Below are 14,143 nucleotides of genomic sequence, written 5' to 3'. Positions count from 1 at the left end.
TGGCAAACGCCGGCCAACCTCAGATATGTGAACTCACAGCCTGGACCTGCGGCCCTGGTCGCCGACCGATCGGTGCCGGGCGAAGATGCGTTCGCCGCCGTGGTGTTGGCGTGAACAGGCCCCGCCCAGGTAATACGCTGGCGCGGTGATCCGTAGCGTCGGGAAGTTGGGCCCGCTCAAGGTCACCGCTCTGGTGACGTGGCAGTTGCGCTGGGACCTGCTGGCGATCGTGGTGGTCGCCGTCGCACTGCTGCCGGTGCCGGACCCCACCCAGATCGACTACGCCGCGGCGGTGCTGTCGGTACTGGGCATCGGTGCCTCGGTGTTCATCGGCTTTCGCAACACCATCGCCTACAACCGGTGGTGGGAGGCGCGAACCCTGTGGGGGAACATCATCATCAATTCCCGTGCCACGCAGAATGGGCTGCGTTCGGTCGACACCGGTTCCCCCGGGATGGGTACCGTGCTGGATCGGATGCGCCGCCGCCAGGCGCGCTACTGCTGGCAGCTGGCCGCCGAATTACGCGGCGTCACGCCGATACCGGAGCTCGCCGAGCTGACGCCGGAGGACCCTGCCGGCATCAGCGCCACCGACCTGCTGACCGAGCAGGCCGCCGACATCCAGGTGCTGTGCGCCGACAACCAGATCGACTCCCAGGCCCGGATGATGCTGATGACGGCGAACACCGGGCTGGTGAGCGCGCAGAGCGGGCTCGAGCGCATTCGTAACGAGCCCATCCCGGTGCACTACGAGTTCTTCATCCGCACGGTGGCCTGGTTCTTCGCGATCATGGCCTTCACCCGGCTGGACGGGTCCACCCATCCGGTTGCCGGTGTGCTGATCGGCCTGCTGCTGATGGTCGTGTTCGTCGGCGCTGAGCGGCTCGGACATTTCATCGAAAAGCCGATGAGCAACACCGTGTTCGACATCTCGATGTACCGCTTCTGTTCGACGATCACCGGCAACATGCTCGGGTCGGGCCATCCGCTCGCTCAGCCGCGGGAGAGCGCCAAGGCGACCGTCTGGATGTGATCAGCTGTCGCCGACGGTGACCGCGACGGCCTCGTCGGTCAGTTCGTCGAGCTCGCTTTCGGGTTCGTCGACGCTCAGATGGCGGCTGGTCAGGCCCAGCACCCCGGCGCCGACCAGGACCGCGGTGGCACCCACCCAGAACGGCAGATGCACGCTGATCCGCTCGCCGAGCACTCCGGCCAGCCAGGGGGCGACGGCCGCGCCGCCGAACCGCATGAAGCTGTAGGCCGCCGAGGCGACGCCGCGCTCGATGGGAGCGGCCTTCATCACCGTCTCGGTGATCAGCGTGTTGTTGACGCCGATGAACAGGCCGGCCACCACCACGCAGGCGGCCAGCGCGGTCTTGTCGTCGGTGACCACGGCCATCACCGCCAGCAGGGCCGCGAAGCACAGCAGGTTGATCACCAGCACGCGAACGGTGCCGAAGCGGTGCTGCAGCCGGGGTGCGACCACCACCGAGGTGAACGCCAGGCACACGCCCCAGCCGAAGAAGATCAGGCCGATCTCGTGGGCCGTCATGTCGAGCGGGAACGGGGTGAACGCCAGCAGGGTGAAGAACCCGAAGTTGTAGAGCAGCGCGGTGACGGCCACGCCGAACAGGCCGCGGTGCCGTAGCGCCCGGAACGGATCGGCCAGTGTCGTCACCCGCTGCGGACGCGGGGTTTCGGGCAACAGCAGCGCCGTCACCACCAGCGCGAGGGCCATCAGCGCCGACACCCCGAAGAACGGGCCGCGCCACGAGATCGACCCCAGCATGCCGCCGACCAAGGGGCCGACCGCGATGCCGAGCCCCAGCGCCGCCTCGTAGAGGATGATGGCCTGGGCGACCGAGCCGCGCGCGGAACTGACGATGGTGGCCAGCGCGGTGGCGATGAACAGCGCGTTGCCCAGGCCCCACAGCGCGCGCCAGCCCACGATGCCCATCACGGTGTCGCTCATCCCGGCCAGTCCGGCGCCCGCGATGATGATCACCAGACCCAGCAGCAGGGTCCGTTTCGGGCCGATCCGGCTGGACACCACGCCGGTGACCAGCATCGCCACACCCATGACGGCCATATAGCTGGTGAACAGCAGCGACACCTGCGACGGGGTGGCGTCGAGGTTGTCGGCGATCGGTTTCAGGATCGGGTCGACGAGTCCGATGCCCATGAAGGCGACGACGGATGCGAACGCGACGGCCCAGACGGCCTTGGGTTGGCGCCACATGAGTGGCTCACTCCTAACTTCTCGGGGAGGTGTCGAGGTCGTCGAGCAGCCGATGCAGGGCTCCGACGGCGGTCGACAGAATGTCGCGGTCCTCGGCGGAGAGCCGCTCGATGCGCGGATCGATCACCGCGGCGCGGTCCGCGCGGACCTGGGCCAGGATTGTCTGGCCCTTGGGGGTGATGCGAATGCGGACGGCACGCGCATCGACGGGATCGGGGGTGCGCGCCACCAGGCCGGCGTCTTCGAGGCGACGGACCTGGGTGGTCATCGTCGGCTGGGAGCAGTGGTCGAGCTCGGCCAGATCCGAGATCCGGGCTTCGCCTTGATCCTCGATGGTGCCCAGCAGTCTGGCCTGTGCCCACGGCAGCGGCAGCCGGATCCGTTGGGTGGCCAGACGGTTGAGCTTCGCAACGACCGTGAGCAGCTCGGATCCCAGACCGGAAGTGGAGTCGGAGCGTTCCTGAGTGGGCGTCGGACTCATGCGTTCCATATTTACATAGAAATACTATGTTGTCGCCCGGCAGCCCGGTGGCCTTCCTCACAGCAGGTCCACAGCAGGTGCCGTCGGCGGCAGGTCGAAGCGACGGCCCGGGCGCGCGGGCTGGCAGAATCGGGTGATGACCGCGACGAGACCGGAGGCGCCTGCGCGCCAGCCCTCCGGCCCGTCGCTCGACCGCCGCGCAGCGCGTGCACTGTCACCGGTGGAGATGGCCCAGGCCTCGGTGATGGCGGCGCTGGCCGCAGCACTGTCGATCATCTCGGTCGTCGTCCCGTTCGCCGGCGGGCTGTCACTGCTGACCACCGTCCCGATGGGATTGCTCGGCTACCGCTACCGGCTGCGGGTGCTGGTGGCCGCGACGTTCGCGGCCAGCGTGGTGGCGTTCCTGATCGCCGGCATCAGCGGCTTGATGGTGGTGGTCAACTGCGCCTATGTCGGCGGGCTGGCCGGCATCATGAAACGGCGCAAGCGCGGCACGCCGACCGTGATCGCGGTCGGACTGGTGGCCGGCGTGGTCTTCGGGCTCTTCATCATCGCCGCGCTGACCGTACTGGTGCGGCTGCGCACACTCACCTTCGCCGCCATGACCGCCAACTTCGACGGGGTCGTCTCCGTGGTGTCGCGCTTCGAGCCGTTCCGACCCGCCGCGCAGGACGCCCGTCACCTGTTCGGCGTCGCCCTGGAGTACTGGCCGCTGCTGTTGATGGCCTACGCCATCTTCTCGATCATGGTCGTGACCCTGGTGGGCTGGTGGGCGCTGTCGCGGGTGCTGGAGCGGCTGCGCGGCATCCCCGACGTCCACAAACTCGAGATCCCCGACGAAACCGGGCCGGTCGCACCGGTTCCGGTGCGGCTGGCCGATGCCCGGTTCCGGTACCCCGGCGCCGCGCACGACGCGCTGCGGCCGCTGAGCATGACCGTGGAACCGGGCGAGCACGTGGCGATCACCGGCGCCAACGGTTCCGGCAAAACCACACTGATGCTGCTGCTGTCCGGCCGGCACCCCACGTCCGGCTCGATCGAACGGCCCGGCGCGGTCGGGCTCGGCCGGCTGGGTGGGACCGCGGTCGTCATGCAACACCCCGAAAGTCAGGTCCTCGGAACGAGGGTCGCCGACGACGTGGTGTGGGGGCTGCCGCCGGGAACGACCACCGACGTCGCGGGTTTGCTGGCCGAAGTCGGCCTGACCGGGATGGAGGAACGCGACACCGGCGGGCTGTCCGGCGGCGAACTGCAGCGCCTCGCGGTGGCCGCGGCCCTGGCGCGCCGCCCGTCGATGCTGATCGCCGACGAGGTCACCAGCATGGTGGACCAACGGGGCCGCGAAGCCCTGCTCACGGTGTTGTCCGGGCTCACCGAACGGCACCGGATGGCGCTGGTGCAGATCACCCACTACAACAACGAGGCCTACACCGCCGACCGGATCGTCACGCTGAGCGCCTCGCAGGACAACACCGAGATGGTCGAAAGCGCCGCCGCGCCCACCGCGACGGCGAGCGCCGCCCCGCGGGCGGCGGCGCCGGTGCTGCAGCTGGACCATGTCAGTCACGAATACGCCAGCGGCACACCGTGGGCCAAACCCGCGCTGTCCGATGTCAGCTTCACCGTCTCCGAGGGTGACGGCGTGCTGATTCACGGCGGTAACGGTTCCGGCAAGTCCACCCTGGCCTGGATCATGGCGGGGCTGACCACGCCGACTGCCGGCGCCTGCCTGGTTCGCGGACGGCCCGCCACCGAGTGCATCGGCGCGGTGGCGATCGCCTTCCAGGCCGCTCGGCTGCAGCTGATGCGCAGCCGTGTGGACACCGAAGTCGCTTCTGCGGCGGGGTTTTCGCCGCACGACCACGCCCGGGTGACCGGCGCGCTGGCCAAGGTGGGCCTGGACGCATCGCTGGCCCGGCGCCGCATCGACCAGCTCTCCGGCGGGCAGATGCGCCGAGTGGTGATCGCCGGGCTGTTGGCCCGCTCACCACAGGCGCTGATCCTCGACGAGCCGCTCGCCGGCCTGGATGCCGCCAGCCAGCGCGGACTGCTGCGACTGCTCAGCGATCTGCGCCGCAACAGCGGATTGACCGTCGTGGTGATCTCGCACGACTTCGTCGGGCTGGAGGAGCTGTGCCCGCGCACCCTGCACCTGAACCAGGGCGTGCTGACCGAGGGGCCGTCATGACCACCACCCGTCAGTCCCGCCCGGTGGTGCTGCTGCGCCCGGTGCCCGGCACGTCCCCGATCCACGAGCTGTGGGCCGGCACCAAAATTCTCGTCGTCCTGGCGTTCTCGGCGTTACTGGCGTTCTACCCGGACTGGGTGCCGCTCGCGTTGGTGACCATCGTCATCGGTATCGCGATTCGGATGGCCCGCATTCCGCGGGGTGTGGTGCCGTCCGTCCCCACGTGGCTGTGGTTGCTGCTGCTGTTGGGTGCGGTGACCGCCACGCTCGGCGGCGGGACGCCGGTTCTGCACCTGGGCTCGTACGACATCGCGCTGGGCGGGCTGCTGAAGTTCGTGCGGATCACCGTGGTGTCGATCGTGTTGCTGGGCCTGGGCATGTTGGTCTCCTGGACGACCAACGTTGCTGATGTGGCGCCCGCAGTGGCTCGGCTGGGCCGGCCGCTGAAGTTCTTCCGCATTCCGGTCGACGACTGGGCGGTGGCCCTGGCCCTGTCGCTGCGGGCTTTTCCGATGCTGCTCGAGGAATTCCGGTTGCTGTATGCCGCGCGGCGGCTGCGCCCGCCGCCGGTGCTGACCAGCCGCCGGGCCCGGCGCCGGCGCTGGGCGATCGAGATGGTCGACCTGATGGCGGCCGGGGTCACGGTGGCGCTGCGCCGCGCCGACGAGATGGGCGATGCGATCACCGCGCGCGGCGGGACCGGCATGATCTCGGCGGCACCATCCGGGCCGAAGCGGGCCGACTGGGTGGTGCTGGTGGTCTGCGGGCTGGTGATCGTGGTGGCGGCGGCCTTGCAGGCGACGGTGCTCGCCGGTATCTAGCGTCCTGAGTCATTAGTTCGCCAGCCCCGGGAATCGCCCGAATCGGCCCCCCTTCGCGCGCCGAACGTGGGTGTTGTCGTTGATTTTTCGTCGATCCTCAACGAGAACCCACACGCTCGGCGGTCGGGACCACTGCAAACGAATTAACGACTCAGGACACTAGCGTGCGGCGGCGGCATTGGCCGCCTTCTGCGCAGCGGCCAGCGCGTCAGCGACGGGCGTTCGGCCCAGGAACATCTCGTCGAAGTATGGCTTGATCGCCTGGTAGCCGGCGGCGAACCCGGCCCCGCCGGGCGCGGCGATCCGCGGGCCGTCGAGCACCGTGAAGAACGGCCGCACATCCACCCCCTTGGCCGACCAGTAGTCGAAATACACCTGCTGAGCGGGCAGTACCGCGGGGATGGCCGCACCGCTGGTGCCCAGGTAGGCGTTGCCGCGGCTGCTGCCCAGCCAGGCCAGCACCGCGCGGACGGCCTCGGGGTGGCGGGTGGCCGGATTACCAGCGGCGACAATGCCGTTGGTGACGCTGACCCGGCCGGCAGGCCCGGCCGGCAGCATTGCCACTCCCCAGCGGAACGGTGCGCGCTCGGCGATCTGGGCCAGGTTGTAGGTGCCGGACTGGAACACTGCCATCCGCCCGGACAGGAACTGGTTGCGGGAGAAGTCGCCGTTGTCGTTGGTGTCCGACGCCGGCGGGGCGACCCGATCGGTGTTGATCAAGTCGATCACGTACTGGAACGCCAGGCGTGCCCGTGGGTTGTCGAATGCGAATCGGTCACGAGAGGAGAACACTCCGCCCGCCGAGCCGATGTAGTTGAGGTAGATGGCCTGTAAGTCGTTGGCGGCGTTGTATCCCCACTGTCGGCCGTGGGTGAGCCGCCTGAGCAGGGGGCGCAGGCTGTCCACGGCGGGGTCGGGATCCCAGCGCAGGGTGTCCAGGTCGGCGGGGTCGACACCGTCGGCGGCCAAAAGGTCGGCGTTGTAGTACAGGGCGATCCCGGCGTCGGTCAGCTGCGGCACACCCCACAGCACGCCGTTGCGGGTGAACTGGGCCATCACCGACGGGTCCCAGTCGGGGCGGGGGTCGACGGCCATCAACCGGTCGTTGTCGGCGTATTCGGCGAGGTTGGCGTTGTTGATCCAGAAGATGTCGTCCGCGCCGCCACCGGCCACATCCGTGCGCAGGGTGGTGAAGTAGCTGGCGTAGGGGACGACGTCGGTGCGCACCTCGATGTCCGGGTGGGTGCGGGTGAACTCGGCGAACGATTCGGTGTAGGCGGCGGCCACGGCGGGGTCCCACAGCCGCACGGTGATGACGGTCCTGCCGGATGGGTCGCTACTGCGGCCAAGTACAAGCACGCCGGCCACCAGCAGCACCGCGACCGCGACCAGCCCGGCCAGCAGCCGGGTGGAGAAGCGTGGCGGCCAGCTCATTTCAGCCCGGTCACCACGATCGAACGCACGATCTGACGCTGAAACACCAGGAACAGCGCGATCAGCGGGACTATCGCCACCGTCGTCGCCGCCATCACCAACGTCCACTGGGCGTTGTACTGGGTCTGCAATCCTGCGGTGGCGACGGTGAGCACCCGCCACGTGCGGCCGCTGGTGATCACCAGCGGCCACATGAACGAATTCCACTGGCTGACAACGGTGATCAACGTCAGCGTCACCAGGATCGGCTTGCTGGCCGGCAACACCACGTGCACGATCACGTCGAGGGTGTTGGCGCCGTCCAGGCGCGCGGCGTTGACCAGGTCGGCGGGGATGCCGCGAAAGTATTCGCGCAGCAGGAAGATCGCATACGGCGAACCGAACAGGAACGGCAACACCAACGCCCAGAACGTGTTCCGCAGCCCGGCCTCGGCCATCATCAGATACAGCGGCACCACGGTGACGGTGCCCGGCACCATGAGAGTCGCGATGTACAGCCAGAACAGCACGTCGCGTCCGGCGAACTCCAGGCGGGCGAACGCATAACCGGCCAGCACCGAGAACGTCAGCTGAGCCAGCGTGATCATCGCCGTCATCAGCGCGGTGACCGCCAGCGCACGCCCGAACCCAGCATCACCGAGGGCCGCGTAATTGCCCAGGGTCGGCGGGCGGGGCAGCGACAGCGGCGCGCCGGTGGCGAACTGCTGTGCGGAGGTGACCGAGGTCAGCAGGCCCAACCCGAACGGGGCCAGGGTGATCACCGCCCCGGCCAACAGCCCCAGATAGATCACCGCGTTACGTGAGGTCATAGCTGATCCGGCGACGAAAGTAGAGATGCTGGACGATCGTCGCGCCCACCAGGATGACGAACAGCACCAGCGCCATCACCGCGGCCCGCCCGATCGCCGCGGCGCCGAACGCTTCGGCATAGATGCGGTGCGCCACCAGATCGGTACGCCCGCCCGGGCCGCCGCCGGTCAGCGCGTACACGGTGTCGAAGACCTGCGCCGCGCTGACGATGCCGGTGACCGACACGAAGAACAGCGTCGGGCGCAGCATCGGCAGCGTGATGTGCCAGAACCGCTGCCAGCCGGTCGCGCCGTCCAGGCGGGCGGCGGCATGGATCTGCGGCGGGATCGCCAGGATGCCGGCCAGGAAGAACAGGGTCACGTAACCGACATTGGTCCACACCGTCACCGCCGACACAACCGGCAGCGCCAGTCCCGGATCGGTCAGCCACTCGATGCGCCGATCCAACAGGCTGCTGACCGCGCCGTCGGTGGGGGCCAGAATCCAACGCCACAACACCGCGACCGCCAGCGGCGAACACACCCACGGCAGCACGTACACGGTGCGGAACACCCCGCTACCCGGCAGTTCCCGGGCCAGCAGCGCGGCCGCGGCCAAACCCAGGACGATCTGGGCAGGCACCACGATCGCGATGAACGCCAGCGTCGCCAACAACGAGTTGCCGAAGCCGGGGTCGGTGAGCACCGTGCGCCAATTGTCCAGCCCCACATAGCGGATGGGTCCCAGCAGATCCCAGCGGTGCAGGCTCAGCCACACCACCACCAGCATCGGCAACAGCAGGAAGCACACCACCCCGAACAGGCTCGGCGCCAGCAGCGCATACCCGAGCAGGGTGGAGCGCACACGCCGAGTGGTCACCTTCGCCATTAAAGCGGGTTGGCCGACTCGCCCGTTACGGTGTAGCTCGTGAGTCTTGATGTCGACGCCGACTTCCTGGCCCTGCCGCGCCACGCGCTCGCCGACGCCGCCCTGTCTGCGGCCCGCGCCGCCGGGGCCAGCTATGCCGACCTGCGCATCCACGCCGTGACCAGCGAAGTGGTGCAGCTGCGCGACGGGGAGCTGCAGAGCGCGGTCACCGACCGGGAGATCGGACTGGCGGTAAGAGTGATCGTCGACGGCACCTGGGGTTTTGCCTCCCACGCCGAACTCGCCCCCGAGGTCGCCGCCGACACCGCCCGCCGCGCCGTGCAGGTCGCCACCTCGCTGGCGGCGCTGAATGCCGAACGCATCGAGCTGGCGCCCGAGCCGGTCTACGCCGACGTCACCTGGGTGTCGAGCTACGCGATCGACCCGTTCACGGTGTCGACCGCCGACAAGATCGCGCTGCTCGGGGAGTACTCGGGCCGGCTGCTGGCGTCCGACGGGGTGGACCATGTGTCAGCGATGGTCAACACGGTCAAGGAGCAGGTGTTCTACGCCGACACCTTCGGCTCGTCGATCACCCAGCAGCGGGTGCGGGTGATGCCGGCTCTGGAGGCGGTGGCGGTGGACGCCGCCGCCGGCAGCTTCGAGTCGATGCGCACGCTGGCCCCGCCGATGGCCCGCGGCTGGGAGGTGCTGGCCGGCGACGACGTGTGGGACTGGAGCACCGAGCTGGCCGAGCTGCCCGGCCTGCTGGCCGAGAAGACCAAGGCGCCCACCGTGGTGGCCGGCCCGACCGACCTGGTGATCGACCCGACCAACCTGTGGCTGACGATCCACGAATCCATCGGGCACGCCACCGAATACGACCGCGCGATCGGCTACGAGGCGGCCTATGCCGGCACCTCGTTCGCCACCCCGGACAAGCTGAACACCATGCGCTACGGCTCGCCGGTGATGACGGTGACCGCCGACCGCACCGTCGAATATGGTTTGGCGACAATCGGATACGACGACGAGGGAGTGGCCGCCCAGAGTTGGGATCTGGTGCGCGACGGCATCTTCGTCGGCTATCAACTGGACCGGGTGTTCGCCCCGCGACTGGGTCAGGCCCGCTCCAACGGCTGCTCGTATGCCGATTCCGCGCACCATGTCCCGATCCAGCGGATGGCCAACGTCTCATTGCAGCCGGGTTCTGACGATCTGAGCACCGACGATCTGATCGGCCGGGTCGCCGACGGCATCTACATCGTCGGGGACAAGTCCTGGTCGATCGACATGCAGCGCTACAACTTCCAGTTCACCGGTCAGCGGTTCTACCGGATCCGCGACGGCCGGCTGGACGGCCAGCTGCGCGACGTCGCCTACCAGGCCACCACCACCGACTTCTGGAATTCGATGGAAGCCGTTGGGGGGCCGTCGACCTGGCGTCTGGGCGGGGCGTTCAACTGCGGTAAGGCTCAGCCCGGCCAGGTCGCCGCGGTCAGCCACGGCTGCCCGTCGGCGCTGTTCCGTGGGGTGAACGTGCTGAATACCCGTGAGGAGGCCGGCCGATGAGCGTCAGCGAAGAGGCCAAATTGGGGTGGTGTCGCGCATGATCCCCGCACAGCAGGTCGTCGAACTGGCGCTGCAGGCCGCCGGCCAGTCCGGCCGGGTCGACGAGACAATCGTCATCGTCACCGACACCGCCGAGGCATCGCTGCGCTGGGCCGGCAACTCGATGACCACCAACGGCGTCTCCCGGACCCGGTCGACCACCGTGATTTCCATTGTGCGCAAGGGTGATACCTCGCACACCGGGGCGATCCGCACCAGCGACGTCGACCCGGCGGCGATCGGTGCGCTGGTGGCCGCCGCCGAACAGGCCGCACATGCCGCTCCCGACGCCCGCGACAGCGCCGCCCTGCTCACCGGCAGCGGAACGCCTGACGACTGGAACGAGCCGGTGCCCGACACCGACGCCGCGGTGTTCGCCGACGTCGCCGAGTCGTTGTCGCGCGGGTTCGGCCGCACCGACCGGCTCTACGGCTACGCCCACCACGTCGTCGAGACGACGTTTCTGGCCACGTCCACCGGGATCCGCCGGCGCTTCACCCAGCCGACCGGCACGGTGGAGATCAACGCCAAACGCGACCAGGCCAGCGCGTGGGCCGGGGTGAGCACACCGTGGTTCGTAGAGGTCCCGACCGACGCGCTGCTGGACGATCTGGCGATGCGGCTGGGCTGGGCGCAGCGAACCGTCGAACTGCCCGCGGGGCGCTACGAGACGCTGATGCCGCCGTCGACGGTCGCCGACATGATGATCTACCTGGGCTGGTCGATGGACGGCCGCGGCGCCGAGGAGGGGCGGACCGCGTTGTCGGCGCCCGGCGGCGGAACCCGGGTGGGGGAGAAGCTCACCGACTTGCCGCTGACGATGTACTCCGACCCGTTCGCGGCGGGCCTGCAGTGCGCGCCGTTCGTCGCCGCGTCCAGCGGCTCGGAGACGGTGTCGGTGTTCGACAACGGGATGGACATCGGCCGGGTGGACTGGATCCGCGACGGCGTGATCAACGCGCTGGCCTATCCGCGGGCCGCGGCCGCCGAGTTCGGTACGGCACCGGCGATCCCGGCCGACAACCTGCTGATGACCGGCGGCAGCGCCGAATTGGCCGACATGGTGGCCGCCACCGAGCGCGGCCTGCTGCTGACCACGCTGTGGTACATCCGCACCGTCGACCCGACCACGCTGCTGTTGACCGGGCTCACCCGCGACGGGGTCTACCTGATCGAGGACGGCGAAGTCACCGCGGCGGTCAACAACTTCCGGTTCAACGAGAGCCCGCTGGATCTGCTGCGCCGGGCCACCGAGGCGGGGCAGGCCGAACAGACCCTGCCGCGGGAATGGGGCGACTGGGCGACGCGCGCGGTCATGCCGACGCTGCGAATCCCGGACTTCCACATGTCGTCGGTCAGTCAGGCGCAATAATCGGCAGATGGCTGACGATCTGGATGTAGTGCTGTCCCAGCTGGTGGTGCAGTCACCGGCCGATCAGCAGCGGGTGGTGGGACTGGTGCGCGCGACGTGCGGCCAGACTCTGTCGCTGACGCCGCTGCCCGCGCAGACGCCGGTGAGCGCGCCGGAGACCGACGCCGAGAAGGTGGTGGCCGAGTTCGCCGAGCAGTTCAGTGTCGACGTGTCGGCGATCTCGGATCGGCAACGCGAGGCGCTGACCACGGCGCTGGGCCCGGCGACGTTCGGCGCGGTCATCCAGATGTTCTTCGCCGACTTCCTGCCCCGGGTGCGAGGCGGGCTCGAGGTGCTGGGGCTGCCGGTCGACTGGGTGCCCGAGGCGCCGGTGTGGGATGCGAGCATCGACGCCGGTGACGTGCTGTTCAACCAGCTGCTGCCCGGGGTGGCCCGGCTGAAGTCGCTGGATCCGGTGACCACCGAGGTGGTGCGGCTGCGCGGGGCGGTGGCGCACAACTGCCGGCTGTGTAAGTCGCTGCGGGAAAGTAAGGCTTTGGACGCCGGTGGCAGCGAGTCGATGTACGACGACATCGAGCACTTCGAATCCTCCGAGCTGCTCACCGATGCGCACAAGGCGGCGCTGCGGTATGCCGACGCGTTGATCTGGTCACCGGCGCGGATCAGCCCGGCAGTGGCTTCCGGTGTGCGCGAGCACTTCTCGCACGAGCAGGCCCGCGAGCTGACGCTGGACGTGATGCGCAATGCGAGCAACAAGATCGCGGTGTCGTTGAAGGCTGATCAGGCGCGGGTCGCCGAGGGCACCGAACGCTATCTGATCGACGCGGACGGCCAGACCGTCTTCTCCTCCAGCGCCTAGATGATCCGGCCGTGAGCGTCGGACAGCGCCTGCAACGCGGCGTCGACGTCGGCGGCGGTGGTGGCCCAGGAACAGACGAATCGGACTGCCGGCTTGTGCGGGTCGGGAGCGTGGACGGCGAACCGTTCTCGCACGGCGGCCAGTGCCTCGGCGGGCAGGTCGACGAACACCTCGTTGGCCTCGGTGGGGGAGCTCAGGTGCAGGCCGAGGCCGGTGATGCCGGTGCTCAGCCGGGCGGCCATGGCGTTGGCGTGGGCGGCCACCTCGAGCCAGGTCCCGTCGGCCAGCATGGCGTCGAATTGCGCTGAGACATAACGGTGTTTGCTGGCCAGGTGGCCGATCTGTTTTTGGACGAACGCGATCCCGGCGAAGTGCTCCGGGCGGCGAACCAGGATCGCGTCGCCGAACAGCATGCCGTTCTTGGTGCCGCCGATGGTGACGATGTCGGCGTCGCCGACCGCCTGGGCGGGTGAAACATCGAGGGCTGCAACCGCGTTGGCGATACGGGAGCCGTCGACGTGGACCAGCAGGTCGAGGTCGTGGGCGTGGTCGATGAAGTCGGCGATCACGTCGGGCTGCCAGACGCGGCCGTTCTCGGTGGACTGGGTGATGGTGACGATGTGTGGCTGGGAGTGGTGCACGTCGGGGCGGCGAGTGATGCGACGGTCCAGCAGTGCCGGGTCGATGATCCCGTCGTCACTGGGCAGCGCATGCAGGCTGGCGCCGGACACCAGGACGGGGCCGCCCGCTTCGTCGAGCAGGCTGTGGGCGATGTCGCTGCAGAGGATCTCGTGCCAGGGCCGCACGGCCGACGCCAGCGCGATGATGTTGGCGCCGGTGCCGGTGAACGCGAACAAGACGTCGGCGGTGGGGGCGTCGAAGACGTCTTTGATGTGCTGGGCGGCGCGGGCGGTGAGCGGGTCGTCGCCGTAGGAGGTGGTGGCGCCGTGGTTGGCGGCCAGGATGGCGTCGAGGGCCTTGGGGTGTGCGGGTGCGGCGTTGTCGGAGGCGAACGCGGTGGACGGGGACGGCACAACTCCATCGTGACATCCGCGCTCGCGGTGAGCGAAACGGTTGCCGCCGGCTCCGGACGCCGGAAGACTGGCGGGATGCCCGACGCCGAACCCCACCAGACGGACACCACAGCGGCGCTTGCGCCGTTGGCCGGCCAGCTCGAGCGGATCGCCGCACAGCTCGGGGTGAAGTCGGTTCTGGTGATGCGCTCGGAACCAGATTCGATGGTGGTGGCCGCCACAGCGGGCGAGGCCACCCGGCATTACACCGTGGGAGCGGCCGGCAAGAAGGCGCTCGACGACGAGTCCCGGGTGCCGCTGTACTGCGAGCGGGTGGTCGATTCCGACGGCGCGGTGTTCGTGCGGGATTCCCGGGACAACGCCACCTTCGCCGGCAACGAGGACGAGGTGGAGTTCGGTCTGCACAACTACCTGGGCCTGCCGGTGCACGACGGGTCCGGCGCGGTGG

Annotated in this window: 13 protein-coding genes; 7 read left to right on the top strand and 6 right to left on the bottom strand. The window is 69.0% G+C overall.

Going from position 1 to position 14,143, the window contains the following annotated elements; all coding sequences use genetic code 11:
• Window positions 1–145 precede the first annotated feature (145 nt).
• Complete coding sequence (locus MSZK_RS19735; protein WP_099250361.1) at window positions 146–1,033, top strand: bestrophin family ion channel; 888 nt, start codon at window positions 146–148, stop codon at window positions 1,031–1,033.
• Here MSZK_RS19735 and MSZK_RS19730 read toward each other — a convergent pair whose 3' ends face one another.
• The gene (locus tag MSZK_RS19730; RefSeq protein WP_099250360.1) at window positions 1,034–2,239 is read right to left on the bottom strand and encodes an MFS transporter; all 1,206 of its coding nucleotides are present in this window, start codon (window positions 2,237–2,239) and stop codon (window positions 1,034–1,036) included.
• Between the two features lie 13 nt (window positions 2,240–2,252).
• Window positions 2,253–2,720 (bottom strand): MarR family winged helix-turn-helix transcriptional regulator, encoded by a 468-nt coding sequence (locus tag MSZK_RS19725; protein WP_371411366.1) that lies wholly within the window; start codon window positions 2,718–2,720, stop codon window positions 2,253–2,255.
• A 136-nt stretch (window positions 2,721–2,856) separates the two neighbouring features.
• On the opposite strand from MSZK_RS19725, the gene MSZK_RS19715 reads away from it, so the two are divergent.
• On the top strand, window positions 2,857–4,908 hold the full coding sequence (locus tag MSZK_RS19715) for a DUF2232 domain-containing protein (protein ID WP_199203406.1): 2,052 nt from the start codon (window positions 2,857–2,859) through the stop codon (window positions 4,906–4,908).
• Window positions 4,905–5,729 (top strand): energy-coupling factor transporter transmembrane protein EcfT, encoded by an 825-nt coding sequence (locus tag MSZK_RS19710; protein ID WP_099250356.1) that lies wholly within the window; start codon window positions 4,905–4,907, stop codon window positions 5,727–5,729. The genes MSZK_RS19715 and MSZK_RS19710 overlap by 4 nt, the downstream gene beginning before the upstream one ends.
• 159 nt (window positions 5,730–5,888) lie before the next feature.
• Here the strand turns inward: MSZK_RS19710 and MSZK_RS19705 are convergent, their stop codons facing one another.
• The 3 genes from MSZK_RS19705 to MSZK_RS19695 are packed head-to-tail and all read right to left on the bottom strand — an operon-like array spanning window position 5,889 to window position 8,840.
• Window positions 5,889–7,163 (bottom strand): sugar ABC transporter substrate-binding protein, encoded by a 1,275-nt coding sequence (locus MSZK_RS19705; protein ID WP_099250355.1) that lies wholly within the window; start codon window positions 7,161–7,163, stop codon window positions 5,889–5,891.
• Complete coding sequence (locus tag MSZK_RS19700) at window positions 7,160–7,972, bottom strand: carbohydrate ABC transporter permease (protein WP_199203405.1); 813 nt, start codon at window positions 7,970–7,972, stop codon at window positions 7,160–7,162. The genes MSZK_RS19705 and MSZK_RS19700 overlap by 4 nt, the downstream gene beginning before the upstream one ends.
• Window positions 7,959–8,840, bottom strand: a complete 882-nt coding sequence (locus MSZK_RS19695) for a carbohydrate ABC transporter permease (RefSeq protein ID WP_099250353.1) — start codon at window positions 8,838–8,840, stop codon at window positions 7,959–7,961. Before MSZK_RS19695 ends, MSZK_RS19700 begins: the two co-directional genes overlap by 14 nt.
• Before the next feature lie 39 nt (window positions 8,841–8,879).
• Between MSZK_RS19695 and MSZK_RS19690 the strand changes: the two genes are divergently transcribed.
• Genes MSZK_RS19690 through MSZK_RS19680 form a run of 3 tightly spaced genes read left to right on the top strand, consistent with a single transcriptional unit; the run spans window position 8,880 to window position 12,661 of the window.
• On the top strand, window positions 8,880–10,391 hold the full coding sequence (locus MSZK_RS19690; protein WP_099250352.1) for a TldD/PmbA family protein: 1,512 nt from the start codon (window positions 8,880–8,882) through the stop codon (window positions 10,389–10,391).
• 37 nt (window positions 10,392–10,428) lie between these two features.
• A complete protein-coding gene (locus MSZK_RS19685; RefSeq protein ID WP_099250423.1) occupies window positions 10,429–11,802 on the top strand; it encodes a metallopeptidase TldD-related protein in 1,374 nt (457 codons plus the stop codon).
• A gap of 7 nt (window positions 11,803–11,809) precedes the next feature.
• Complete coding sequence (locus MSZK_RS19680) at window positions 11,810–12,661, top strand: carboxymuconolactone decarboxylase family protein (RefSeq protein WP_099250351.1); 852 nt, start codon at window positions 11,810–11,812, stop codon at window positions 12,659–12,661.
• Here MSZK_RS19680 and MSZK_RS19675 read toward each other — a convergent pair.
• Entirely contained in the window at window positions 12,658–13,695 is a 1,038-nt protein-coding gene (locus MSZK_RS19675; protein WP_099250422.1) for a low specificity L-threonine aldolase, read from the bottom strand. The genes MSZK_RS19680 and MSZK_RS19675 overlap by 4 nt on opposite strands.
• A gap of 75 nt (window positions 13,696–13,770) precedes the next feature.
• Between MSZK_RS19675 and MSZK_RS19670 the strand changes: the two genes are divergently transcribed.
• Window positions 13,771–14,143: GAF domain-containing protein (locus tag MSZK_RS19670; RefSeq protein ID WP_233211406.1), on the top strand; the 373-nt coding region annotated here is incomplete at its 3' end.

Origin of the sequence: Mycobacterium sp. shizuoka-1 (assembly GCF_002723835.1) — a bacterium.
Lineage (GTDB): Bacteria > Actinomycetota > Actinomycetes > Mycobacteriales > Mycobacteriaceae > Mycobacterium.
The sequence above is the reverse complement of the archived record's forward strand: the minus strand, read 5'-3'. Positions and strand labels throughout refer to the sequence as shown.